The sequence below is a fragment of the Streptomyces sp. NPDC023573 genome, from assembly GCF_055559735.1.
The window spans coordinates 1-21331 of sequence record NZ_JBVHKB010000001.1; the positions used below are offsets into that span (position 1 = coordinate 1).

Sequence of the window (21331 nt, forward strand, 5' to 3'; positions counted from 1 at the left end):
CTCAAGGAACGGACGCTTCCTTCGGTCCCGTTTCACCGGGGCCCTCCGGGCGCTTCCCTTCTGTTCTTGCGTTTCCGACTCTATCAGACTCTTTCGTGTCCGATTCCCGGCCGAAGCGGGTTCCTGCTCAATCGCTTTCCAGTTCTTCGCTTTCGCGTTTCCCTTTCGGCGTGGTCACTACATTAGCCGATTTCCTCGGCGACTCATAATCGAGTCGATGGGCGAATTCCGGCAAGCCGAAATTGCACCCGTCAGGGGTGAATCGTAGGTAGTGGTTGGCCCTGTCACGATGCTTCGACCCGGTCCGATGGACCGCGCCAAGAACGACTGCATCCGTTCAAGCGGCTCGGACTACATTAGGGAAACAGCAGGGACGAGTCAAGTTGCCCCGCGGCACGGCACATGAGGGCGCTACGGCCGGCTCAGACTCCGGCGGCCGGCTTGGCTCTCGGGCTCAGGCGGTAGGCCGAGACCGTCGGGTCACCTGCGAGGTAGAAGCGGTGCTGCCAGTCGTGGGCTTTGCTGACGCCTACCCGGGGGCCGACCCGGATGAGCGTGTCGGATACCGGCTCGCCGTCGGACAGCGTGACCGCCGTGCCTGCCAGCAGACCGGTTCCGTCGTGCTCCGCCGTGATGCCGAGCGCCTGGCAGAAGTTCCCCGGACCCCGCGCGAGGCGTGCACTCTCGACCTTCGCCCCTCGCCGCTCACGTGCGAGGTCTTCCCCCTCGATGACCTTGCCCGCCCGGATGAGGACGGCCGACGCGGTGCCGTCCGTTCCGGTGACGATGTTGGCGCACCAGTGCAGGCCGTGGGACCGGTAGACGTACAGATGTCCTGCGGGCCCGAACATGACCGCGTTGCGGCGTGTCCTGCCCCGGTAGGCGTGGGAAGCGGGGTCGGCCGCACCGGAGTACGCCTCGGTCTCCGTGATGGTGATGCTGACCGTTCCCTCGGGAGCCTCGTGGGTGAGGACGGCGCCCAGGAGCTTCGGGGCGACTTCCTCAGCGGGGTGAGCGAGATCCACGACGTTCACGCCGACCGCCTCGCCGTGCCGAGGTCCCGGTCCTGGAGGTCGGGTGCCGCCTCCGGGGCGGCGGTCCTGTCGGAGGAGTCCCGCGTCAGCGGCGTACGGTCCGTGCCTTCGTTCATGTCGTCCGAGGGTACTGGGAGCCGTGCGACGGGAACCGGCTACGGTCATGGCGCGTATGTAGGGGACAGGACCTAGGAGGAAAAACATGGGCTTCAAGCGGCTGCTCGCAAGCATGGGTGCCGGCGGTGCCTCGGTCGAGACCGAACTCACCGAACTCAACGTCGTCCCTGGAGGGGTGGTCCAGGGCGAGGTTCGGATCCAGGGCGGGTCCGTGGACCAGCAGATCGAGGGACTCTCGGTCGGTCTGCAGGCGCGGGTCGAGGTCGAGGGCGGGGACCAGGAGACCAAGCAGGACATCGAGTTCGCCAAGCTGCGCCTCGGTGGCGCCTTCGCGGTGCAGGCGGGCGCGGTGCACGTCGTGCCGTTCGGGCTGGAGATCCCCTGGGAGACGCCCATCACCATGTTCGCCGGGCAGCAGCTGCGCGGCATGAACATCGGGGTGACCACGGAACTGGAGATCGCCCGCGCCCTGGACTCCGGCGACCTGGACCCGGTCAACGTGCACCCGCTGCCCGCGCAGCAGGCGATCCTGGACGCCTTCGGCCAGCTTGGCTTCGGCTTCCGCAGCGCCGACATGGAGCGCGGCCACATCCGCGGTACGCGCCAGCGCCTTCCGTTCTACCAGGAGATCGAGTTCGTTCCCCCGCAGCAGTACCGGGGGCTGAACCAGGTGGAGCTGACGTTCGTCGCGGACGACCGCGAGATGGACGTCATCCTGGAGATGGACAAGAAGCCGGGGCTCTTCAGCGAGGGCAGCGACTCCTACCGTGCCTTCAAGGTCGGTCTCAACGACTTCCAGGGCACGGACTGGGCGGCGTACCTCAACCAGTGGCTCGCGCAGGTAGGCGGCCAGCGCAACTGGCTCTGAGACACCCTCTAGGGTCGGTGGGAAGAACGCACAGCCGATCAGGAGAGGTGCTGACGTGACCGAGCCGAAGAGGGCGCCGCTGCCGCACGACTTCCATCCCGAGGTGCCCTCGTTCACCGTGGTGAGCGAGGATCTCGCGCCGGGAGCCGTACTCGCGGACGCCCAGGTGTTCGCGGCGGGGAACACCTCGCCGCAGCTGCGGTGGGAGGGCTTCCCCGCGGAGACCAAGAGCTTCGCCGTGACGTGCTTCGACCCGGACGCCCCGACGGGCAGCGGGTTCTGGCACTGGGTGGTGTTCGACATCCCCGCGTCGGTGACCGAGCTTCCCGCCGGTGCGGGGAGCGGGGCGTTCGAGGGTCTGCCCGAAGGCGCCGTCCAGGCCCGCAACGACTACGGGGCGAAGGAGTTCGGCGGTGCCGCGCCGCCTGCCGGTGAGAACCACCGCTACGTCTTCACCGTGTACGCGGTGGACACCGAGAAGCTCGGGCCCGACCGCGACGCCTCACCCGCCGTCGTCGGATTCAACCTGCGGTTCCACACACTGGGCCGTGCCCAGCTGATCGGGGAGTACGCCGCCCCCGAAAGCTGAAGGTTCGCCTGCTGTTTGCCCTGCCCTGGTCTTGGAGAGACCAGGGCAGGGCACTTTTTATTGCGTTGTCCATCACGGCTCGCCCGGACAGAGTTGATCCGGGCCCGCCGACAGACGGGCGGCACACGGGAGGTGGGCAGGATGCGGGACACACTTGTACTCAACGCGAGCTTCGAGCCACTGTCGACGGTGACGCTCAACCGTGCGGTGGTTCTGATCCTGCAGGACAAGGCTGTCGTCGAGCAGTCGCATCCCGGGCTCCGTATGCGTGGCGCCGCCGTGGACATTCCGGTACCCCGGGTGATCAGACTCTGCCGGTACGTACGGGTGCCGTTCCGAAGACACGCGCCGTGGTCCAGGAGGGGTGTGCTCATACGGGACCAGCACCGGTGTGCGTACTGCGGGCGGCGGGCCAGCACCGTGGACCACGTGGTCCCGCGGGCCCAGGGGGGTCAGGACACCTGGCTGAACACCGTGGCCTCGTGCGCGGAGGACAACCACCGCAAGGCGGCGCGGACCCCGGAGCAGGCGGGCATGCCGCTGCTGCGGGAGCCGTTCGTGCCCTCGCCGGCGGACGCGATGCTGCTCGCGCTGGGAGCCGGGGGCCGGTCGGCGCTGCCGGAGTGGCTGGCCCACTCCGCGGCGTAGACGCCTCGTCGGTCCCCACATGACCATGTGCGAAGCCCGTCCCCCATGCCCGGGGGGACGGGCTCCGTCCGTCAGCGCAGCAGCAGTTGGACGATGGCCGCGGTGCCGACGACGACGATCAGGGCGCGCAGGAAGCCCGGGCTGAGCCGCCGGCCCACCCTGGCACCTATCTGGCCGCCGATCGCGGAGCCGACCGCGATGAGCACCACGGCCGTCCAGTCGAAGTGCGCGACGAAGAGGAAGAAGAGCGCCGCGACGCTGTTGACGACGGCGGCGAGGACGTTCTTGACGGCGTTGAGGCGCTGCATCGTGTCGTCGAGCAGCATGCCCATCAGGGAGAGGTAGATGATGCCCTGGGCCGCCGTGAAGTAGCCGCCGTAGACGCTGGCGAGCATGATTCCGGCAAACAGCAGGGGCCCGCCGTCCGCACGGGCGGGGGTGCCGGTGCGGTCGCGGCGGCGCTGGACCGCTCTGCTGATGCGGGGCTGCAGGATGACCAGCACCAGTGCGAGGGTGACGAGGACGGGGACGATCGTCTCGAACGCGGTGGAGGGCAGGGCGAGCAGAAGGGTGGCGCCCGTGAGTCCGCCGATCAGTGCCCCGGCGCTCAGCTTCAGTATGCGGCGGCGCTGGCCGGCCAGTTCCTCGCGGTAGCCGATGGCGCCGCTGATGGAGCCGGGGATCAGGCCGAGCGCGTTGGACACGGTCGCGGTGACCGGCGGCAGTCCGGTGGCGAGCAGGACGGGGAACGTGATCAGCGTTCCCGAGCCGACGATGGTGTTGATCGTGCCGGCGCCGATCCCGGCCGCGAAGACCGCGAGCATTTCCCAGATGGACAAGGCCATCTCCTTCGATGGTCAGTGACGCCTCCCCGCCTTCAAGGTCGAGGGGCCCCACTGATCATGCACGAAGGTGTTCTCCGGTCATTCGACCGGGGGCTGCTCCCTGCGTTCCGTGCCGGTGTTGAAACCGGGGACGCCACCACCGAGGTTGCCGAACGCACCGCTGAGGCCCTTGAGGGCGTCGCCGATCTCGCTGGGCACGATCCAGAGCTTGTTGGCGTCGCCCTCGGCGATCTTGGGGAGCATCTGGAGGTACTGGTACGAGAGGAGCTTCTGGTCCGGGTCTCCGGCGTGGATGGACTCGAAGACCGTACGGATTGCCTGGGCCTCGCCCTCGGCGCGCAGTGCGGACGCCTTGGCCTCACCTTCGGCGCGCAGGATCGCGGACTGCTTCTCGCCCTCCGCGGTGAGGATCGCGGACTGCCTGATGCCTTCGGCGGTGAGGATGGCGGCGCGCTTGTCACGGTCGGCGCGCATCTGCTTCTCCATCGAGTCCTGGATGGAGGTGGGCGGTTCGATGGCTTTGAGCTCGACGCGGTTGACGCGGATGCCCCACTTGCCGGTGGCTTCGTCGAGGACTCCGCGCAGCGCGGCGTTGATCTCCTCGCGGGAGGTCAGGGTCCGCTCGAGGTCCATTCCGCCGATGATGTTGCGGAGCGTGGTGACGGTGAGCTGCTCGATCGCCTGGATGTAGCTGGCGACTTCGTACGTCGCGGCGCGGGCGTCGGTGACCTGGTAGTAGATGACGGTGTCGATGTTGACGACGAGGTTGTCCTGGGTGATCACCGGCTGGGGCGGGAACGGGACGACCTGTTCGCGGAGGTCGATCCTGTTGCGGATCGAGTCGATGAACGGGACGACGATGTTCAGCCCGGCGTTGAGCGTGCGGGTGTAGCGGCCGAAGCGCTCCACGATGGCGGCACTGGCCTGCGGGATGACCTGGATCGTCTTGATCAGGGCGATGAAGACGAGCACCACCAGAATGATCAGGACGATGATGATCGGTTTCATCGTGTGCCTCGTGCCCTTCGGTTGCCGACGGATCGCGGTGATCGAGATCGAGGTCGAGCGGTCAAGACGGTTTCATGATGATCGACTTCGAGTTTGGCAGACTACGGCCTGCCGTGTGACCGGTTCACTCACATGACGACGGCCGTTGCGCCGTCGATGTCCACGACGTCCACCTGACGGCCGGGTTCGAAGACCTGGTCGCCGTCGAGGGAGCGTGCGGACCAGACCTCGCCGGCGAGCTTGATGCGCCCGCCGCTGCCGTCCACCCGTTCCAGGACGACGGCCTGACGGCCTTTCAGGGCGTCGATGCCGGTGGCCTCCCCCGGCCTGGACGCCCGGTGTCTGGCCGCGATCGGGCGGACGACCGCGATCAGCGCGACCGACACCACGACGAACACCAGGACTTGGGCGACGATGCCGCCGCCGAGGGCCGCCACGACGGCCGCGGCCACCGCTCCGACGGCGAACATCCCGAATTCGGGCATCGCGGTCAGGACGAGGGGGATGCCCAGTCCCACCGCGCCGATCAGCCACCACACCCACGCGTCGATGTCCACATGGTCATCGTAGGACCGCGAGTGCCTTCCCCGACAGGGCGCAGAGGAGGTTGGCTGTGGTGCGACTACTGGCCGAGGGGCAGTCCGTGTGCCGTGTAGCGGTCGCCGCGGTGCTCGACGACGAGCGGCAGGCCGAAGCAGAGGGAGAGGTTCCGGGAGCTGAGCTCGGTCTCCATGGGGCCGGCGGCGAGCACCTTGCCCTGGCGGATCATCAGGACGTGGGTGAAGCCGGGCGCGATCTCCTCGACATGGTGGGTGACCATGACCATGGAGGGGGCGTACGGGTCACGGGCCAGTCTGCCGAGCCGGCGGACCAGGTCCTCACGGCCGCCGAGGTCGAGTCCGGCGGCCGGCTCATCGAGGAGGAGCAGCTCGGGGTCGGTCATCATGGCGCGGGCGATGAGGGTGCGCTTGCGCTCGCCCTCGGAGAGCGTGCCGAACTTGCGGTCGAGGAACTCGGTCATGCCGAGGCGGTCGAGGAAGGCGCGGGCGCGCTCCTCGTCGACGGCCTCGTAGTCCTCGTGCCAGGTGGCGGTCATGCCGTAGGCGGCGGTGAGCACCGTCTGGAGCACGGTCTGCCGCTTGGGGAGCTTTTCGGCCATGGCGATGCCGGCGATGCCGATGCGGGGGCGGAGCTCGAAGACGTCGGTGCCGACGCCGCCGAGCCGCTCACCGAGGATCTTGGCCGTGCCGGTGCTGGGGAAGAGGTAGCTGGAGGCGATGTTGAGGAGGGTGGTCTTGCCGGCGCCGTTCGGTCCGAGGATGACCCAGCGCTCCCCCTCCTTGACCGACCAGGAGACGTCGTCCACCAGAGCGCGTCCGTCGCGGACCACGGATACGTCCACCAGCTCCAGTACATCGCTCATGGCGCGTTGTCTCCCCATACAGTGTCGAGATCGTCGCGTGCCTGTGGGCACAGCTCCCAGGGAAAACCTACGCCACCCGAGGAGTGCTCAGGCCCTGGGGCCGTTCCCTAGGCTGTTCCCATGCTTTCGGAACCACGCTCAGGGCGGCTTGCCGCATGGGGAAACGCGCTTTTGGCGGGACTTGTGTCACCGGACGACGCGGCGCTCGCGATCGTCGGGGAGGACGCGGTGCACCGCGTCGAGGGGCTGCCGGGTGAGGCGGGGCCTGTCGGGCTCACGCTGGCGCTCGGCCGGCTGAGGGGGCTCGGTGCGGCCGGTTTCCGGGTCGCGCTGCCGGTGCCAGGGCACCCGCTGGGGCTCAGCGGGCCGCCGGACTTCAACGCCCGCGCGCTGGAGGCGGAGGAGGCGGTGGTCGCGTCCGGGGCGCCGTACGGCCTGGTGCCGGAGGTGAGTGAGGCGGGGCCGGCGGGGGACCTGCATGTCGAGGTGGTGTGGCGCTGCCTGCCGGTGCGGGAGGCGCCGCCCGCCGATGTGCCGTCGCTGAGCGAGGCGGAGCGGGAGCTCGCCGAGGCGCTGCGGGATGCGACGGCGGTGCTGGCGCGACTGGACGTCGCCGGGTCCGGTCCGGTCGCGGAGGCCGCCGTGGACGCCTACCGGGCGCGGGCGGAGCGGGGGCGGGAGGTGCTGGCTCCGGGCTATCCGCCCCGTGCGGTGCGGGTGCTGGAGCTGGCCCAGCGCGTGGGACTGCTGGTGGCTGTGGCTCATGAGAACGGGCACGGCGGGGCGGTGAGCGCTTCCGAGATCGCGGCGCGGGGCGAGGCGCTGCGGCCGGTGGAGCGGGTGGCCCGGCGGGCGCAGGTCGCGGCGTACAACGCGTACGTGGAGGAGCGGGAGCGGTAGCGGGAGCGGCGGGCAGGCGCCGGGCCCCGGCCGCCGGTCGGGCTCCGGTGAGCCTGCCCGGCGGCGGGGTGCGAGGCGTCGGTCAGCCGTTCAGGCCTCGGCTCCGGCACCGGCGGCGATGATTCCGCCGGCGATCATGGTGACGGCTGCGGCCTCCTGCAGGTTCTTGAATCTCGGACCGGAGCAGAACCGTTCGCTCGCCCTGCGGCAGAACGTCCTCCTCAGCCGGCCGCCCCGTGCCGGACCGCCCACAGTGCGGCCTGGGTCCTGTCCGACAGGTCGAGCTTCATCAGGATGTTCGAGACGTGCGTCTTCACGGTCTTCTCCGACAGGACCAGCGCGCGGGCGATCTCCCGGTTGGAGCGGCCGTCGGCGATCAGCCCGAGCACCTCCCGCTCCCGCTCGGTCAGGGTGCTCCCCCGCCCCGTGCCGTTCCCGGTGTCGTCCTGGGCCAGCAGCGCTCCGGCGACCTCGGGCTGGAGCAGCACATGGCCGGCGTGGACCGAGCGGATGGCCCCGGCCAGGGCGTCCGGGTCGACGTCCTTGTACACGTAACCCGACGCTCCCGCCCGCAGGGCCGGCACCACCGTGCGCTGCTCGGTGAAGCTGGTGACGATCAGCACCTTGGCGGGGTTCTCCAGCTCCCTGAGCCTGCGCAGTGCCTCGATGCCGTCGGTGCCGGGCATCTTGATGTCCATCAGGACCACGTCGGGCCGCAGCTCCTCGGTCCTGGCGACTCCCTCGGCCCCGTCCGAGGCCTCCCCCACCACCTCGATGTCGTCCTGGATCTCGAGGAACGTACGCAGACCCCGGCGGACCACCTGGTGGTCGTCGACCAGGAGCACCTTGATGATCTTGTCAGCCACAGGGAACCTCCATCTGGACCGTGGTGCCCTTGCCGGGCTCCGAAGCGACGGTGAGGCGGCCGCCGACGCCGCCGGCCCGGTGCCGCATCGAGACGAGGCCCAGATGACGGCCCGCTCGCCGGACTGCGTGGGTGTCGAAGCCGCGGCCGTCGTCGGTGATCCGCAGCACCGTGGCCGAGGTGTGCCGGCTGAGGGTGACGGCCACCCGACCGGCGCCCGAGTGGCGCAGGGCGTTGTGCAGGGCCTCCTGGGCGACCCGGAGGACCGCCTCCTCCTGGGCGGCGGGCAGGGCGCGCACCCCGGCGCTCTCGAAGGTGACGCGGGCGGTGTGGGCGCGGTCCATGACCTGGATCTGGGTACGGAGCGTGGCGACCAGGCCGTCCTCGTCCAGGGCGGCGGGGCGCAGCTCGACGACGGCGGCCCGCAGCTCGTCCACGGCCTCCCCGGCCAGGGTGGCGACCTGCTGGAGCTCGCCCTTGGCGCGCACCGGGTCACGGTCGACGAGGGCAGCGGCGGCCTGGGCGGTGAGCCGGAGCGAGAAGAGCTTCTGGCTGACCGCGTCGTGCAGCTCGTGCGCGAGCCGTGAGCGCTCCTCGGCGATGGTGAGCTCACGGCTGCGCTCGTAGAGCCGGGCGTTGGTGAGGGCGATCGCGGCGTGCTGGGCGAGGATCCCGAGGAGCTCCTCGTCCTCCTCGGTGAAGTTGCAGCCGCCCGTCGGACCGTCGCAGCGCTTGTTGGCGAGGAAGAGCGCGCCGATCGTCTCGTCGCCGTCCTGGATGGGCAGGCCGAGGAAGTCGGACATGTCCGGGTGCGCGTCGGGCCACCCTTCGAAACGGGGGTCCTCGCGGACGTCGGCGAGCCGCTGGGGCTTCGCGTCGTGGAGCATCGCCGCGAGGATGCCGTGCTGGCGGGGCAGCGGGCCGATGGCCTTCCACTGTTCGTCGCTGACGCCGTCGACGACGAACTGGGCGAAGCCGCCGTGGTCGTCCGGCACGCCGAGGGCGGCGTACTCGGCGTCCAGCAGTTCGCGGGCGGAGGCGACGATCGTCTTGAGGACGTCCGTCATCTCCAGGTGCCGGCTCATGGCGAGCAGCGCGGCGCTGACAGCGGCTAGGCCCGACGGTGGGCGATGACTCATGTGTTCACCGTACCGGCGGGCCCACCGCCCCCGTATCGGGCTGTGGACCACCGTCGTAGGGGGCTGCGGACCTAGTCCCAAGTGCCGTACCCGGCTGCGGCGGATGGACGAGGCGACGGGCCTCGCACCGTTCCTACGTTGGGTGGCGTCGGAACTCCACGAGGTGCGAGGGGATGGCTGTCATGCCGATCGCGATGATCACGGGTGGTTCGAAGGGGCTGGGACGCGCGCTCGGCGCGGCCCTGGCCGGGAGGGGATGGGATCTGGTGCTGGGCGCCAGGTCGCAGGACGTGCTCCGGGCGACGGCCGCGGAGCTGGGCGGCCGGTACGGGACACGCGTGGTGGCCGTGGCCGGGGACGTCACGGATCCGGCGCACCGTGCGGCCCTGGTGGCCGCCGCCGGGGAGCTGGGCGGTCTCGACGTACTGGTGAGCAACGCGAGCGCCCTGGGCGCCGAGCCGCTCGTACGGCTGGAGGCGCTGCCGCCCGCGGGGCTGCGGCAGGCGCTGGAGACGAATGTGGTCGCGGCGCTCGGGCTCGTACAGGAGGCGCTGCCGCTGCTGCGGGCCTCGGCTGCCGGGGCGGTGGTCACGGTGAGCTCGGACGCGGCCACCGAGCCGTACGGGACCTGGGGTGGTTACGGGGCGTCGAAGGCGGCGCTCGACCAGCTGGCCGCGGTGCTCGGCGAGGAGGAGCCGGGTCTGCGGGTGTGGGCGGTGGACCCGGGTGACATGGGGACGGACCTCTATACGGCTGCGGTGCCGGACGACACCGGGCCCCGGCCGCGTCCGGAGAGCGTGGCTCCCGCCTTCGTACGGCTGCTGGAGCTGCGCCCCGCCAGCGGCAGGTACACGGCCTCCGCACTGCTGGACGCCGACCGGCGGGCGGAGCGGTGACCGCCCTGGACTCCCTGCGGGTGCCTCCGGAGCTCTCGGCGCGGGTGCCGGCCGAGCAGCGGGGCGCGGGGCGGGACGATGTGCGGCTGCTGGTCTCGCGGGGGGAGGCGGTCACGCACCGGAGGTTCAGGGAGCTGCCCGGCGAGCTGCGGGCCGGGGACGTCCTGGTGGTCAACACGTCGATGACGCTGGCGGCCGCGGTCGACGGGCGCCTGGGCGGCGAACGGGTCGTCGTGCACTTCTCGACCCGGGGTGAGGACGGCCGGTGGGCGGTGGAGCTGCGCCGGCCGGGCGGTGACGGGACGACCCGGCCGCGTCCCGGCGGCCCGGCGGGAGCGTCGGTACGGCTGCCGGGCGGGGAGGCGCTGGTGCTGGACGAGCCTCTCGGACCGCGGGAGGGAGCCAGGCTCTGGTGGGCGCGGGCGGGGAGGGACGTGCCCGGACTGCTGAGCCGGTACGGGCGGCCGATCCGGTACGCGTACACGGAGCGGGACCAGCCGCTGTCGGCGTACCGGACGGTGTTCGCCGTGCCGTCGCCCGACGGGAGCGGTTCGGCGGAGATGCCGAGTGCGGCGCGGCCCTTTACGGCGGGTCTGGTGGCGGCGCTGGTGAGCCGCGGGGTGCAGTTCGCACCGCTGACGCTGCATACGGGGGTGGCCTCTGCCGAGGTGCACGAGCCGCCCTACCCGGAGCGTTTCGAGGTGCCGCGCACCACGGCGTGGCTGGTGAACGCGGCTCGGGCGGGCGGGGGCAGGGTGATCGCCGTGGGGACGACGGCGGTGCGGGCCCTGGAGTCCGCGGCGGGCGCGGACGCGGTGGTGCGGGCCTCGGCGGGGTGGACGGATCTGGTGGTGACGCCGCAGCGGGGGGTGCGGGTGGTGGACGGGCTGCTGACCGGACTGCACGAGCCCGAGGCCTCCCACCTGCTGATGCTGGAGGCGGTCGCGGGGCGGGAGACGCTGCGGCGGGGGTACGCCCAGGCGCTGGACCGCCGGTATCTCTGGCACGAGTTCGGGGACGCCCACCTGCTACTGCCCCCTGCCCGACAAGTCGCTTACGCTCCGCATTACTGGAGCAACTTTTGGTGAGCGCGAAGGGGTCCCCATGTGAGCCCAGGCATAGGACCCACGTCACTTACGAAGTCGGATAGTTGGCGTAAAACGGGCAACCCACCCGGGCTCAAAACGGACAAGGAGGTATGAACAAGACCCCGTTCCACTACCCGGCTTCGTACGTCACACCTTTGCCACGCCATTTTGCTGGCGCTAAGAATTGCATCTGTCCCCGACGGAGATGCTTCGGCTCTTCCGTCTCGTCCTCGCCGAGGACCCCTGCAATTCGAAGAGGTACGACTGTATGTCCGTGTCCCGCATCTCCAGCCGTAGCCGTCGCCTGAACAAGGTGCAGAAGCTCTCCGTCGCGGGGGTCTCGACCCTGGCCGCCGCCGCTGTCGCCTTCTCGCTCGTCCCGCACGACGCTTCGGCCACCACCGAGCCGCAGGCCGCCGCGGCCGCCGCGCCCGTCGCCTACACCGGCTCGCAGGCCAAGAACATCCAGGCCGGCGCGATCGAGAAGAACTCGACGGCCGAGCAGCTGGTGAAGGCCGCCGACGCCGCCAAGGCCAAGGACGCCGCCGAGAAGAAGAAGGCCGCCGCCAAGGCGGAGGCGAAGGCCAAGGCCGTCGCCGAGGCCAAGAGCGAGGCCGCCGCCAAGGCGAAGGCCGACGCGAAGAAGCGTTCCGCCAAGAAGGCCAGCCGCGCGGCCGACCGCAAGCCGGTCTACGCCAACAACCTGGACGGCTGGATCCGTGAGGCTCTCGCCATCATGGACAAGAAGAACATCCCCGGTACGTACGAGGGCCTGCACCGCAACATCATCCGCGAGTCCAGCGGTAACCCGCGCGCCATCAACAACTGGGACATCAACGCGATCAACGGCATCCCCTCGAAGGGTCTGCTGCAGGTGATCAAGCCGACCTTCGACTACTACCACGTCAAGGGCACCAAGCACGACCAGTACGACCCGGTCGCCAACATCACCGCGGCCGCCAACTACGCCGCGGACAAGTACGGCTCGATCGACAACGTCGACAGCGCGTACTGAGCCACGCACGCACCGAGCACAACCTGGCAGAGCTGACCTGCCGGTCCGCAGCGTCGCGTGACCGGCCGGCACATGCCGAAGGGCGGCACCCCACGGGGTGCCGCCCTCGGGCGTTTCCGGGCGCGGCGCCGATCGCGCCTGCGGACCGGCGGCGCTACTTGCGCATCACCTCGGGTTCATGGCGCCGCAGCATCCGCGAGACCGCGACGAAGAGGACGGCGCTCATCACGAGCATCACCGTGATGTTGACCCCCCACTGGCCGGCCGAATGCTCCCAGAGCGGGTCCAGGTCGGTCGGGTGTTCCGGTTCCCACGGCGGCATGAGGTGGGCGAGGTCCAGCGTGGTGCCCGCAGCGGCCACCGCCCAGCGCGACGGCATCAGCCAGGCGAACTGCTCCAGCCCCGGCGACCCGTAGACCTGGAAGAGCACTCCGGTGAAGACGACCTGGACGATGGCGAACATGACGAGCAGCGGCATGGTCTTCTCGGCGGTCTTCACCAGCGCGGAGATCAGCAGGCCGACCATCATCGAGGTGAAGCCGAGCACGGTGATGGAGAGGCACATCTCCACGGCGGGGGGCAGCAACAGGCCCTCCTCCGGCAGCTGGCGGGTGGAGAAGCCGATCCCGCAGAGGATCACGCCCTGGAAGGCCGTGATCACTCCGAGGACGATCACCTTGGACAGGAGGTAGGCGGAACGGGACAGACCGGTGGCCCGTTCCCGCTCGTAGATCACCCGCTCCTTGATCAGCTCTCGTACGGAGTTGGCCGCAGCGGCGAAGCACATGCCGACCGCGAGGATCAGCAGGATGGTTCCGGCCTTGGCGTTGAACTGCTTGTTGGGTACATCGGGCTCTACCAGGCCGAACTCCGCGGGGATGACCACGCTGACGACGCCGAGCACCGCCGGAAGGATCACCATCAGAGCGAGGAAGCCCTTGTCGGACGCGATCACCGAGACGTAGCGGCGCATCAGCGTCCACAGCTGGGCTGCCCAGCCCGACGGCTTCGGGGGCCGGATCTGCTGCGGCGGAGGCATGTGCACCGGCTGCGCGGCGACGGCGTCGATGTCCGCGGCGTACATCTGGTAGTGCTGCGAGCCGCGCCAGCGTCCCGCCCAGTCGTAGTCGCGGTAGTTCTCGAACGCGGAGAAGACATCGGCCCAGCTGGTGTAGCCGAAGAAGTTCAGCGCCTCCTCGGGAGGGCCGAAGTAGGCGACGGACCCGCCGGGCGCCATCACGAGGAGCTTGTCGCAGATGGCCAGCTCGGCCACGGAGTGCGTGACCACGAGGACCGTACGGCCGTCGTCGGCCAGGCCGCGCAGCAGCTGCATGACATCGCGGTCCATGCCCGGGTCGAGGCCGGAGGTCGGCTCGTCCAGGAAGATCAGCGACGGTTTGGTCAGCAGCTCCAGGGCGACCGACACGCGCTTGCGCTGGCCGCCGGAGAGCGAGGTGATCTTCTTGTCCTTGTGGATGTCGAGCTTGAGCTCGGCGAGGACCTCGTGGATCCGGGCGGTGCGCTCGGCCTCGGTGGTGTCCGCGGGGAAGCGGAGCTTGGCCGCGTACCGAAGAGCCCTGGTGACCGTGAGTTCCTTGTGCAGGATGTCGTCCTGCGGGACCAGGCCGATGCGCTGTCTGAGCTCGGCGAACTGCTTGTACAGGTTCCGGTTGTCGTAGAGGACGTCGCCCTGGTTGGCGGGCCGGTAGCCGGTGAGCGCCTTGAGCAGGGTGGACTTTCCGGAGCCCGACGGGCCGATGACGGCGATCAGCGACTTCTCAGGGACACCGAACGAGACGTCCTTGAGGATGTCCTTGCCGCCGTCGACCGTGACCGTGAGGTGGCGGGCCGAGAAGGAGACCTCACCGGTGTCGACGAACTCTTCCAGCCGGTCCCCGACCAGCCGGAAGGTCGAGTGCCCCACACCGACGATGTCGTTCGGGCCGATGAGCGCGGAGCCGGACTTGCTGAGCGGCTGACCGTTGACGTACGTGCCGTTGTGGGACCCGAGGTCCCGGATCTCGAAGCGGCCGTCGGGCGTCGCCCGGAATTCGGCGTGCAGGCGCGAGACCTGCAGGTCGGAGACGACCAGTTCGTTCTCCAGCGCACGGCCGATGCGCATGACCCGGCCGAGGTCCAGCTGGTGGAACGTGGTCGGGCTGCGGTCGCCGTAGACGGGCGGCGGTACCGCGGCGCCGCCGCCGTGCCCGCCCGCCCCGGGCCGGCCGGGGTGACCCTGCTGGTGCGGGACCGAAGGCTGCTGCATCTGCGGTGCCTGCTGCCAGTCCGCCTGCTGCTGCGCCGGGCCACCGGGCCAGCCGGCCGCGCCGTGCTGCTGTGGCTGCTGCGGCTGCCCCACCGGGGCCTGCTGCGGCTGCCCCACCGGGGCCTGCTGCGGCTGCGCGGCAGGCGCGGACGCCTGCTGAGGCGCCGCCTGCCCGCCGTGGGCCCCGGCGCCCGCCGCCGCGGTGAGACTCAGCCGCGGGCCGTCGGTGGCGTTGCCCAGGTGGACCGAGGTTCCCGGGGCGATCTCCATCTGCTGGATACGCCGGCCCTGCACGTAGGTGCCGTTCGTGCTGCCGTGGTCCTCGATGGACCAGCCGCGGCCGTTCCAGCTGATCGTGGCATGCCGCCACGACACCCTGGCGTCGTCGATCATCAGGTCGCCCTGCGGATCACGTCCGAGGGTGTACGACCTGGACGGATCGAGCGCCCAGGTCCTTCCATTCAATTCCAGTACGAGTTCCGGCACTCCGCGCCCCACTAGTTGTCCCCCGTGTCGCCCCCGTCGCAGGGAGCCTAGGGATGCTGAACATCGTGGGGAACTATTCCAGGAGCGGTCCCCTCACGGAAAGCCGGGCGGTGTGAAGAGCGCGCGGAGGCTCTCCGTCCCCTTCCGCGACCCGGGAGAAATAGGTCCGGAGCACCCCATCCGCGACGTCCCTCTCCCGGGCCGGCGTCCGCGCCTGGAGCCGGCCTCCGGCTGTCCGCCACTCGGGACGGCTTCGGAGCCCGACCCGCCGCCCTATACGGTGGGACCACCATGAGCGCATCTCAGCCACCTCGGTCACCCCGGTCTCCTGAGCCCCCCGAGTTCCCTCGGGACACGGACGCCCCCACTCTTCTCGTCAAGATCTTCGGGAAGGACCGGCCGGGCATCACCGCCGGACTCTTCGACACTCTTGCCGCCTACGCCGTCGACGTCGTGGACATCGAGCAGGTCGTCACCCGTGGCCGCATCGTCCTGTGCGCCCTGGTGACCTCGCCGACGCCCGGCGGCACGACGGAGGGCGACCTCCGGGCGACCGTGCACAGCTGGGCGGAGTCGCTGAGGCTCCAGGCCGAGATCATCTCGGGCACGGGCGACAACCGCCCCCGCGGCTCCGGCCGTTCCCATGTGACCGTGCTGGGACACCCGCTGACCGCGGAGTCCACGGCGCTGATAGCGGCCAGGATCACCTCGACCGGTGGCAACATCGACCGGATCTTCCGTCTGGCCAAGTACCCCGTCACCGCCGTCGAGTTCGCGGTGTCCGGCGCCGGCACGGAGGACCTGCGGACGGCGCTGGCGACGGAGGCCGCGAACATCGGCGTCGACATCGCCGTCATGTCGGCGGGACTGAGCCGCCGGGCGCAGCGGCTGGTCGTCATGGACGTGGACTCGACGCTCATCCAGGACGAGGTCATCGAGCTCTTCGCGGCCCACGCGGGCTGCGAGGCCGAGGTCGCCGCGGTGACCGAGCAGGCGATGCGCGGCGAGCTCGACTTCGAGCAGTCCCTGCACGCGCGCGTGGCGCTGCTGGCCGGGCTCGACGTGTCGGTGGTGGAGAAGGTGCGCGCGGAGGTCCGGCTGACTCCCGGTGCCCGCACCCTGATCCGGACGCTGAAGCGGCTCGGCTACCAAGTGGGTGTGGTCTCGGGGGGATTCACCCAGGTCACGGACGACCTCAAGGAGCGACTCGGGCTCGACTTCGCCTCCGCCAACACGCTGGAGGTCGTCGACGGAAAGCTCACCGGCCGGGTCGTGGGCGACATCGTGGACCGGGCGGGCAAGGCCCTGCTGCTGCGCAGGTTCGCGGAGCAGGCGGGGGTGCCGCTGGCGCAGACGGTGGCGATCGGCGACGGCGCCAACGATCTGGACATGCTGAACACCGCGGGCCTGGGGGTCGCCTTCAACGCCAAGCCGGTCGTCCGTCAGGCCGCCCACACGGCGGTGAACGTCCCCTTCCTGGACACCGTGCTGTATCTGCTCGGAATCACCCGCGAAGAGGTCGAGACGGCCGACGGCCTGGTGGACTGACCGTACGCACGCGAAGGGGCCCCGGCACAGCTGCTGTGCCGGGGCCCCTCGCGCTTCGTGCTCAGTCGTTCGGCGTCCAGTATTCGACGAGCTTGCCCACACCGTGTTCGACGCTCTTCCACGAGCCGGGGAACTCCACGACGGCGTAGGCGGCCGTGGGGAAGCCGTCCTTGGTCATGCGGGCGAGCGCATTGCCCTCGGCCCCGCCGGAGAGCGCGTCCGCGGCTGCGTGCATGCCGGGATTGTGGCCGATGACCAGCAGATTCCGTACGTCGTCGGGGGTCTCGGCGAACAGCGCGATCAGCTCTCCGAGGGAGGCCTCGTACAGCCTCTCCTCGTAGACGGTTCTGGGGCGCTGCTCGAATTCGTGGACCGCGAGCTTCCAGGTCTCACGGGTCCTGGTGGAGGTCGAGCACAGAGCCAGGTCGAAGACGGTGCCTGAATCGGCCAGCTTGCGGCCGGCGACGGGGGCGTCCTTCCTGCCCCGTTCCGCCAGTGGCCGCTCGTGGTCGGACTCCTGCGACCATTCCGCCTTTGCGTGCCTGAGAAGGACGATCCTGCGAGGTGTATCGGCGCTCATACACCTCAGCTTCGCACGAATTGTGCCTCCGGGCGCAGGGTGTTGACGTGCTCGCCCGCAGGGGGTGAAGGAAGCGTCACGGGCCGTGTACGGGGCCGGTCAGGCGGGCAGCAGGCCCGCGATGTGCCCGAGCAGCCGCCCGAGCGCGGGGTCGCCGGCCGAGGCGTGCGCCTGGCCGGGTTCCACGATCAGCAGGAGGAGCGCCGCGAAGGCGAGCGCGGGCAGCACGACGGCCCACCACGGCAGCCTGACCTCGACGGAGTCCGTGGCGGCCGGGCGGTGGGTCCGGGTGTGCGTACGGGCCGACATGTCCGCCTCCGTGGGTCCTCGGCTGTGTTACCCAGAACCTACGGGCCGGGCGGCGGCGGTCCCATCCGGTGACCCACCCACTCGACCCTGAACCTGGCCCCCTAGGGGACAGGGGGGCTGGCCCCACCCCCCGGGATTCAGGGGGAGGCGATCGTGGCGATCACACCGATGACCACGGAGATGAGAAGCATCGTCCCGAAGACGAGGAGAAGCTTCTTCTGACCGTTCTGAGGATTCGGATCGAGCACTGGCATGCGCACAGTCTCGCATCTCAGCATTCGTCCTCGATCGCCCGGTCCCGCCCCGCGAGAATGCCCGCGATCGTCTGGGGCACGAGGAGCGCCGCCATGAGGGCGAGCGGCAGGCCCCAGCCGCCGCTGTGCTGGTAGAGCACGCCGACCAGCAAGGGGCCGGGGATCGAGAGCAGGTAGCCGGTGGACTGCGCGAAGGCGGAGAGCCTGACCACACCGGCCCCGGTCCGTGAGCGCATCCCGATCATGGTGAGGGCGAGCGGGAAGGCGCAGTTGGCGACGCCCAGCAGCAGCGCCCAGAGCCAGGCGCCGCCGGCCGGGGCCAGGTAGAGGCCCGCGTAGCCGAGGAGGCCGCACGCGCTGAGGACGAGGACGATCGGGCCCTGGGTCCGCAGCCGGGTGGCGACCCGGGGGATCACGAAGGCGAGGGGCACGCCCATGGCCATGACCACGGCGAGCAGGACGCCCGAGGTACCCGCCGAGATCCCGGCGTCGCGGAAGATCTGCGGAATCCAGCCCATCGTGATGTACGCGGCCGTGGCCTGGAGCCCGAAGAAGCAGGCGAGTGCCCAGGACGTACGGCTACGGGTGATCCTGAGTGCGGCGGCCTGCTCCTTGGCCCGCCCCGCGGGCTGCCCGGCGCCTGTGCCCCGGTCCCGAACGAGCGCGGCCCAGGGCAGGATCGCGACGGCCGACAGGGCCGCCCAGACGGCCAGCCCCGTCTTCCAGCTGCCGCCCAGCGCGTCCGTCAGGGGCACGGTGAGGGCGGCCGCGAGCGCGGTGCCGAGGGCCAGGGCCATCGAGTAGAGGCCGGTGACGGTGCCGACCCGGTCGGGGAACCAGCGCTTGACGACGACGGGCATCAGGACGTTGCTGACCGCGATACCCATCAGTGCGAGGGCGCTGGCGGCGAGGAACCCGGCGGTGCCGCCGACGAAGGGGCGGATCAGCAGGCCGGCGGTGATGGCGACCATGCCCGCACAGACGACGGCGCCGATGCCGAACCGGCGGGCCAGCCGTGGCGCCATGAAGCCGAACACCGCGAAGCAGAGCGGCGGCACGGAGGTGAGGACACCGGCGACGCTGCCGCTCATGTGCAGGGTGTCCCGGACCTCTTCGAGGAGGGGGCCGAGGCTGGTGATGGCGGGCCGGAGGTTGAGCGCGGCGAGGACCAGACCGACGGTGACGATCCGCAGCACCCAGGGCGAGGGTCCGGGGCCTTCGGACGTGGGGGTGCGGGGGCCGGCGGGTGGGCTCAGGGTCGGGGTCTCGTCGTGACGCATGGGAGCCATCATAGAATCATGGGATGATTGACTGTCCACTCCCGTTCCCTCCCTGAGACAATCGGAGCGGCGCTCCGACGGGCCCGCACCCCCCGGACCACCTCCCCACCACCTCCCGACCACCTCCCGACCACCTCCCGACCACCCTCCGGACCACCTCTGCCGGAACACGAGCAAGGAGCACCATGGCGCTGACGTCCACGCGGCGTTCGGCTCTCGCCGACCAGGTGATTGCCCAGCTGAGGAACCAGATCACCACGGGCGAGTGGCCTGTGGGCTCCCGGATCCCCACCGAGCCCGAGCTGGTCGAGCAGCTCGGTGTCGCCCGCAACACGGTGCGCGAGGCGGTGCGCGCCCTGGCGCACAACGGGCTGCTGGACATCCGCCAGGGCTCCGGCACCTACGTGGTGGCGACCAGTGAGCTGGCCGGGGTGATGCACCGCCGGTTCCAGGACGCCGACCCCCGGCACGTCGCCGAGCTGCGCTCCACGCTGGAGTCCTCGGCAGCCCGGCTCGCCGCCCTGCGCCGCACGGACCGGGATCTGCGGCAGCTGGACGCGCTGATGGCCCGGCGCGAGGAGACGTGGGCGTCCGGGGACGCGGAGGCGTTCGTGGCCGCCGACGCGACACTGCACCTCGCCGTGGTCGCGGCCTCGCACAACGACGTACTGACCGAGCTCTACGCCGACCTGAACGACCTGCTCCGTGACTACCTGCGCGACGACGTGGGCCCGGAGCTGAGGCCGGAGGCGCACATGGACCACGCACGGCTCGTCGAGGCGATCAGGGCCGGCGACGCGGAGACGGCGGCGGCCGAGGCGGCCGCCCACGCGCTGAGCTGCCTGCGGGAACGGGTCTGAGCGGGGGGCTGGACCCCTACGACACCGAGTGACTGACCCAGGCCGAGCCGACCTCTTTCCAGCAGCGGTCCTCGAGCTTGACCGTCCGGCCGGGCTGCACCGCGACCGCACCGCCGTCGGCGTCGACGTCCCACCAGCGCGCGCACTCGGTGTGGAGCTGGACGAGATCGGTCGTGGGATACGGGTTGTGGCAGTAGGCGACCACCCGGGAGCCCTCGATGGACGTACGGCATTCGGCGCCCGAGGGCTCCGGTTCCGGGGCCAGGGGTGCGGCCGCCCCGCTCCCCGCCCGGTTGGCCGCGCTGACGGCCACCGGGGCCAGGAGCCCCGCGACGACGGCCGCCGCTGCGAGCAGGGCCCAGGTTCGGCGACGTGTGGAGCGCACAGCGATCTCCTCCCCACAGCCTGACCAAAAGTCCGGTTCCACCACATTCTGCGGTGGAACGGCCATCTTTTCGACTTGAGCGCCCGCAGAGGCCAGGACACGCGCGACGGCCGCGTACCCCGGCGAGGGGTACGCGGCCGTCGGTAAGGCGTGGGCCGGGTCAGGCGCCCATCATGTGCACGCCGCCGTCGACGTGGATGATCTCGCCCGTCGTCTTCGGGAAGAAGTCCGAGAGCAGCGCCACGATGCCGCGGCCGGCCGGCTCGGGGTCGGTCATGTCCCACTCCAGCGGGGAGCGGTGGTTCCAGACGTCCGCGAGCTCGCCGAAGCCCGGGATGGACTTGGCGGCCATGGAGCCGAGCGGTCCGGCCGAGACCAGGTTGCAGCGGATGCTGTCCTTGCCCAGGTCACGGGCGAGGTAGCGGGAGGTGGCCTCCAGCGCGGCCTTGGCCGGGCCCATCCAGTCGTACTGCGGCCAGGCGAACTGCGCGTCGAAGGTGAGGCCGACGATCGAGCCGCCGTCGTTCATCAGGGGCTTGCAGGCCATGGCGAGCGACTTCAGCGAGAACGCCGAGACGTGCATCGCGGTGGCGACCGACTCGAACGGGGTGTTCAGGAAGTTGCCGCCGAGCGCGTCCTGCGGCGCGAAGCCGATGGAGTGCACGACGCCGTCCAGCGAGCCGAGCTCGTCCTTGACCAGGCCGGCGAGCCGCTCCAGGTGCTCGTCGTTGGTGACGTCGAGTTCGAGGACCTTGACGGGCTTCGGGAGCTTCCTGGCGATCCGCTCGGTCAGCGTCGGCCGGGGGAAGGCCGTCAGGATGACCTCGGCGCCCTGCTCCTGGGCCACCTTCGCGGCGTGGAAAGCGATGGACGACTCCATCAGCACACCCGTGATGAGGATGCGCTTGCCGTCGAGAATTCCGCTCAT

At 70.5% G+C, this 21331-nt stretch carries 23 protein-coding genes; 9 read left to right on the forward strand and 14 right to left on the reverse strand.

Annotated features, from left to right (window positions below):
- Positions 1 to 422: 422 nt before the first annotated feature.
- Positions 423 to 1034 carry a DNA-3-methyladenine glycosylase gene (locus ACZ32T_RS00005; RefSeq protein WP_467364591.1) on the reverse strand — a complete coding sequence of 204 codons (612 nt, stop codon included), beginning with the start codon at positions 1032 to 1034 and terminating at the stop codon, positions 423 to 425.
- Between the two features lie 202 nt (positions 1035 to 1236).
- Here ACZ32T_RS00005 and ACZ32T_RS00010 point away from each other — a divergent pair, with 202 nt between their 5' ends.
- The 3 genes from ACZ32T_RS00010 to ACZ32T_RS00020 all read left to right on the forward strand — a co-directional run bounded on the left by ACZ32T_RS00010 (position 1237) and on the right by ACZ32T_RS00020 (position 3256).
- Entirely contained in the window at positions 1237 to 2019 is a 783-nt protein-coding gene (locus ACZ32T_RS00010; RefSeq protein WP_356711821.1) for a sporulation protein, read from the forward strand.
- A 55-nt stretch (positions 2020 to 2074) separates the two neighbouring features.
- Complete coding sequence (locus ACZ32T_RS00015) at positions 2075 to 2608, forward strand: YbhB/YbcL family Raf kinase inhibitor-like protein (RefSeq protein WP_467274120.1); 534 nt, start codon at positions 2075 to 2077, stop codon at positions 2606 to 2608.
- Between the two features lie 141 nt (positions 2609 to 2749).
- The gene (locus ACZ32T_RS00020; RefSeq protein ID WP_104790099.1) at positions 2750 to 3256 is read left to right on the forward strand and encodes an HNH endonuclease; all 507 of its coding nucleotides are present in this window, start codon (positions 2750 to 2752) and stop codon (positions 3254 to 3256) included.
- A gap of 71 nt (positions 3257 to 3327) precedes the next feature.
- Here ACZ32T_RS00020 and ACZ32T_RS00025 read toward each other — a convergent pair whose 3' ends face one another.
- The 4 genes from ACZ32T_RS00025 to ACZ32T_RS00040 all read right to left on the reverse strand — a co-directional run bounded on the left by ACZ32T_RS00025 (position 3328) and on the right by ACZ32T_RS00040 (position 6532).
- Positions 3328 to 4095: a sulfite exporter TauE/SafE family protein gene (locus ACZ32T_RS00025; protein WP_467274122.1), complete on the reverse strand. Its 768-nt coding sequence runs from the start codon at positions 4093 to 4095 to the stop codon at positions 3328 to 3330.
- An 84-nt stretch (positions 4096 to 4179) separates the two neighbouring features.
- Positions 4180 to 5109 carry an SPFH domain-containing protein gene (locus tag ACZ32T_RS00030; protein ID WP_467274123.1) on the reverse strand — a complete coding sequence of 310 codons (930 nt, stop codon included), beginning with the start codon at positions 5107 to 5109 and terminating at the stop codon, positions 4180 to 4182.
- A gap of 128 nt (positions 5110 to 5237) precedes the next feature.
- On the reverse strand, positions 5238 to 5666 hold the full coding sequence (locus ACZ32T_RS00035; RefSeq protein WP_467274125.1) for an NfeD family protein: 429 nt from the start codon (positions 5664 to 5666) through the stop codon (positions 5238 to 5240).
- A gap of 65 nt (positions 5667 to 5731) precedes the next feature.
- A complete protein-coding gene (locus ACZ32T_RS00040) occupies positions 5732 to 6532 on the reverse strand; it encodes an ABC transporter ATP-binding protein (protein ID WP_467274127.1) in 801 nt (266 codons plus the stop codon).
- 120 nt (positions 6533 to 6652) lie between these two features.
- Here ACZ32T_RS00040 and ACZ32T_RS00045 point away from each other — a divergent pair, with 120 nt between their 5' ends.
- Entirely contained in the window at positions 6653 to 7432 is a 780-nt protein-coding gene (locus ACZ32T_RS00045; RefSeq protein WP_467364593.1) for a hypothetical protein, read from the forward strand.
- Positions 7433 to 7653: 221 nt separating this feature from the next.
- Here the strand turns inward: ACZ32T_RS00045 and ACZ32T_RS00050 are convergent, their stop codons facing one another.
- Complete coding sequence (locus ACZ32T_RS00050) at positions 7654 to 8298, reverse strand: response regulator (protein ID WP_099175983.1); 645 nt, start codon at positions 8296 to 8298, stop codon at positions 7654 to 7656.
- A complete protein-coding gene (locus ACZ32T_RS00055; RefSeq protein ID WP_467274132.1) occupies positions 8291 to 9436 on the reverse strand; it encodes a GAF domain-containing sensor histidine kinase in 1146 nt (381 codons plus the stop codon). The genes ACZ32T_RS00050 and ACZ32T_RS00055 overlap by 8 nt, the downstream gene beginning before the upstream one ends.
- Before the next feature lie 182 nt (positions 9437 to 9618).
- On the opposite strand from ACZ32T_RS00055, the gene ACZ32T_RS00060 reads away from it, so the two are divergent.
- The 3 genes from ACZ32T_RS00060 (at position 9619) to ACZ32T_RS00070 (ending at position 12435) form a co-directional block, all read left to right on the forward strand.
- Complete coding sequence (locus ACZ32T_RS00060; protein ID WP_467274155.1) at positions 9619 to 10332, forward strand: SDR family NAD(P)-dependent oxidoreductase; 714 nt, start codon at positions 9619 to 9621, stop codon at positions 10330 to 10332.
- A complete protein-coding gene (locus ACZ32T_RS00065; protein ID WP_467364595.1) occupies positions 10329 to 11420 on the forward strand; it encodes an S-adenosylmethionine:tRNA ribosyltransferase-isomerase in 1092 nt (363 codons plus the stop codon). Before ACZ32T_RS00060 ends, ACZ32T_RS00065 begins: the two co-directional genes overlap by 4 nt.
- Before the next feature lie 268 nt (positions 11421 to 11688).
- Positions 11689 to 12435 (forward strand): transglycosylase SLT domain-containing protein, encoded by a 747-nt coding sequence (locus ACZ32T_RS00070; RefSeq protein ID WP_467274135.1) that lies wholly within the window; start codon positions 11689 to 11691, stop codon positions 12433 to 12435.
- A 154-nt stretch (positions 12436 to 12589) separates the two neighbouring features.
- Here the strand turns inward: ACZ32T_RS00070 and ACZ32T_RS00075 are convergent, their stop codons facing one another.
- Positions 12590 to 15199, reverse strand: a complete 2610-nt coding sequence (locus ACZ32T_RS00075; protein ID WP_467364597.1) for an ABC transporter ATP-binding protein/permease — start codon at positions 15197 to 15199, stop codon at positions 12590 to 12592.
- Positions 15200 to 15478: 279 nt separating this feature from the next.
- Between ACZ32T_RS00075 and serB the strand changes: the two genes are divergently transcribed.
- The gene (gene serB, locus ACZ32T_RS00080) at positions 15479 to 16735 is read left to right on the forward strand and encodes a phosphoserine phosphatase SerB (protein ID WP_467274138.1); all 1257 of its coding nucleotides are present in this window, start codon (positions 15479 to 15481) and stop codon (positions 16733 to 16735) included.
- Between the two features lie 61 nt (positions 16736 to 16796).
- On the opposite strand, the gene ACZ32T_RS00085 is transcribed toward serB, so the two are convergent.
- The 4 genes from ACZ32T_RS00085 to ACZ32T_RS00100 all read right to left on the reverse strand — a co-directional run bounded on the left by ACZ32T_RS00085 (position 16797) and on the right by ACZ32T_RS00100 (position 19158).
- The gene (locus tag ACZ32T_RS00085; RefSeq protein WP_467274140.1) at positions 16797 to 17315 is read right to left on the reverse strand and encodes a SixA phosphatase family protein; all 519 of its coding nucleotides are present in this window, start codon (positions 17313 to 17315) and stop codon (positions 16797 to 16799) included.
- Positions 17316 to 17414: 99 nt separating this feature from the next.
- Positions 17415 to 17624, reverse strand: a complete 210-nt coding sequence (locus ACZ32T_RS00090) for a hypothetical protein (RefSeq protein WP_467274141.1) — start codon at positions 17622 to 17624, stop codon at positions 17415 to 17417.
- A gap of 137 nt (positions 17625 to 17761) precedes the next feature.
- Positions 17762 to 17878: an SGM_5486 family transporter-associated protein gene (locus ACZ32T_RS00095; RefSeq protein WP_086010434.1), complete on the reverse strand. Its 117-nt coding sequence runs from the start codon at positions 17876 to 17878 to the stop codon at positions 17762 to 17764.
- Positions 17879 to 17895: 17 nt separating this feature from the next.
- The gene (locus tag ACZ32T_RS00100) at positions 17896 to 19158 is read right to left on the reverse strand and encodes a CynX/NimT family MFS transporter (protein WP_467364600.1); all 1263 of its coding nucleotides are present in this window, start codon (positions 19156 to 19158) and stop codon (positions 17896 to 17898) included.
- Positions 19159 to 19343: 185 nt separating this feature from the next.
- Here ACZ32T_RS00100 and ACZ32T_RS00105 point away from each other — a divergent pair, with 185 nt between their 5' ends.
- Complete coding sequence (locus tag ACZ32T_RS00105; RefSeq protein WP_467274145.1) at positions 19344 to 20018, forward strand: FadR/GntR family transcriptional regulator; 675 nt, start codon at positions 19344 to 19346, stop codon at positions 20016 to 20018.
- Between the two features lie 16 nt (positions 20019 to 20034).
- Here the strand turns inward: ACZ32T_RS00105 and ACZ32T_RS00110 are convergent, their stop codons facing one another.
- Both ACZ32T_RS00110 and fabI read right to left on the reverse strand, forming a co-directional pair.
- Positions 20035 to 20403: a hypothetical protein gene (locus ACZ32T_RS00110; RefSeq protein ID WP_467274147.1), complete on the reverse strand. Its 369-nt coding sequence runs from the start codon at positions 20401 to 20403 to the stop codon at positions 20035 to 20037.
- Between the two features lie 160 nt (positions 20404 to 20563).
- The gene (gene fabI, locus ACZ32T_RS00115) at positions 20564 to 21331 is read right to left on the reverse strand and encodes an enoyl-ACP reductase FabI (RefSeq protein ID WP_356711857.1); all 768 of its coding nucleotides are present in this window, start codon (positions 21329 to 21331) and stop codon (positions 20564 to 20566) included.

Coding starts and splice junctions, on each gene's coding strand:
- ACZ32T_RS00020 (WP_104790099.1), top strand. CDS start 2,750: ATGCGGGACACACTTGTACTCAACGCGAGCTTCGAGCCACTGTCGACG.
- ACZ32T_RS00030 (WP_467274123.1), bottom strand. CDS start 5,109: ATGAAACCGATCATCATCGTCCTGATCATTCTGGTGGTGCTCGTCTTC.
- fabI (WP_356711857.1), bottom strand. CDS start 21,331: ATGAGCGGAATTCTCGACGGCAAGCGCATCCTCATCACGGGTGTGCTG.
- ACZ32T_RS00060 (WP_467274155.1), top strand. CDS start 9,619: ATGCCGATCGCGATGATCACGGGTGGTTCGAAGGGGCTGGGACGCGCG.
- ACZ32T_RS00100 (WP_467364600.1), bottom strand. CDS start 19,158: ATGCGTCACGACGAGACCCCGACCCTGAGCCCACCCGCCGGCCCCCGC.
- ACZ32T_RS00040 (WP_467274127.1), bottom strand. CDS start 6,532: ATGAGCGATGTACTGGAGCTGGTGGACGTATCCGTGGTCCGCGACGGA.
- ACZ32T_RS00105 (WP_467274145.1), top strand. CDS start 19,344: ATGGCGCTGACGTCCACGCGGCGTTCGGCTCTCGCCGACCAGGTGATT.
- ACZ32T_RS00010 (WP_356711821.1), top strand. CDS start 1,237: ATGGGCTTCAAGCGGCTGCTCGCAAGCATGGGTGCCGGCGGTGCCTCG.
- serB (WP_467274138.1), top strand. CDS start 15,479: ATGAGCGCATCTCAGCCACCTCGGTCACCCCGGTCTCCTGAGCCCCCC.
- ACZ32T_RS00090 (WP_467274141.1), bottom strand. CDS start 17,624: ATGTCGGCCCGTACGCACACCCGGACCCACCGCCCGGCCGCCACGGAC.
- ACZ32T_RS00055 (WP_467274132.1), bottom strand. CDS start 9,436: ATGAGTCATCGCCCACCGTCGGGCCTAGCCGCTGTCAGCGCCGCGCTG.
- ACZ32T_RS00095 (WP_086010434.1), bottom strand. CDS start 17,878: ATGCCAGTGCTCGATCCGAATCCTCAGAACGGTCAGAAGAAGCTTCTC.
- ACZ32T_RS00070 (WP_467274135.1), top strand. CDS start 11,689: ATGTCCGTGTCCCGCATCTCCAGCCGTAGCCGTCGCCTGAACAAGGTG.
- ACZ32T_RS00085 (WP_467274140.1), bottom strand. CDS start 17,315: ATGAGCGCCGATACACCTCGCAGGATCGTCCTTCTCAGGCACGCAAAG.
- ACZ32T_RS00045 (WP_467364593.1), top strand. CDS start 6,653: ATGCTTTCGGAACCACGCTCAGGGCGGCTTGCCGCATGGGGAAACGCG.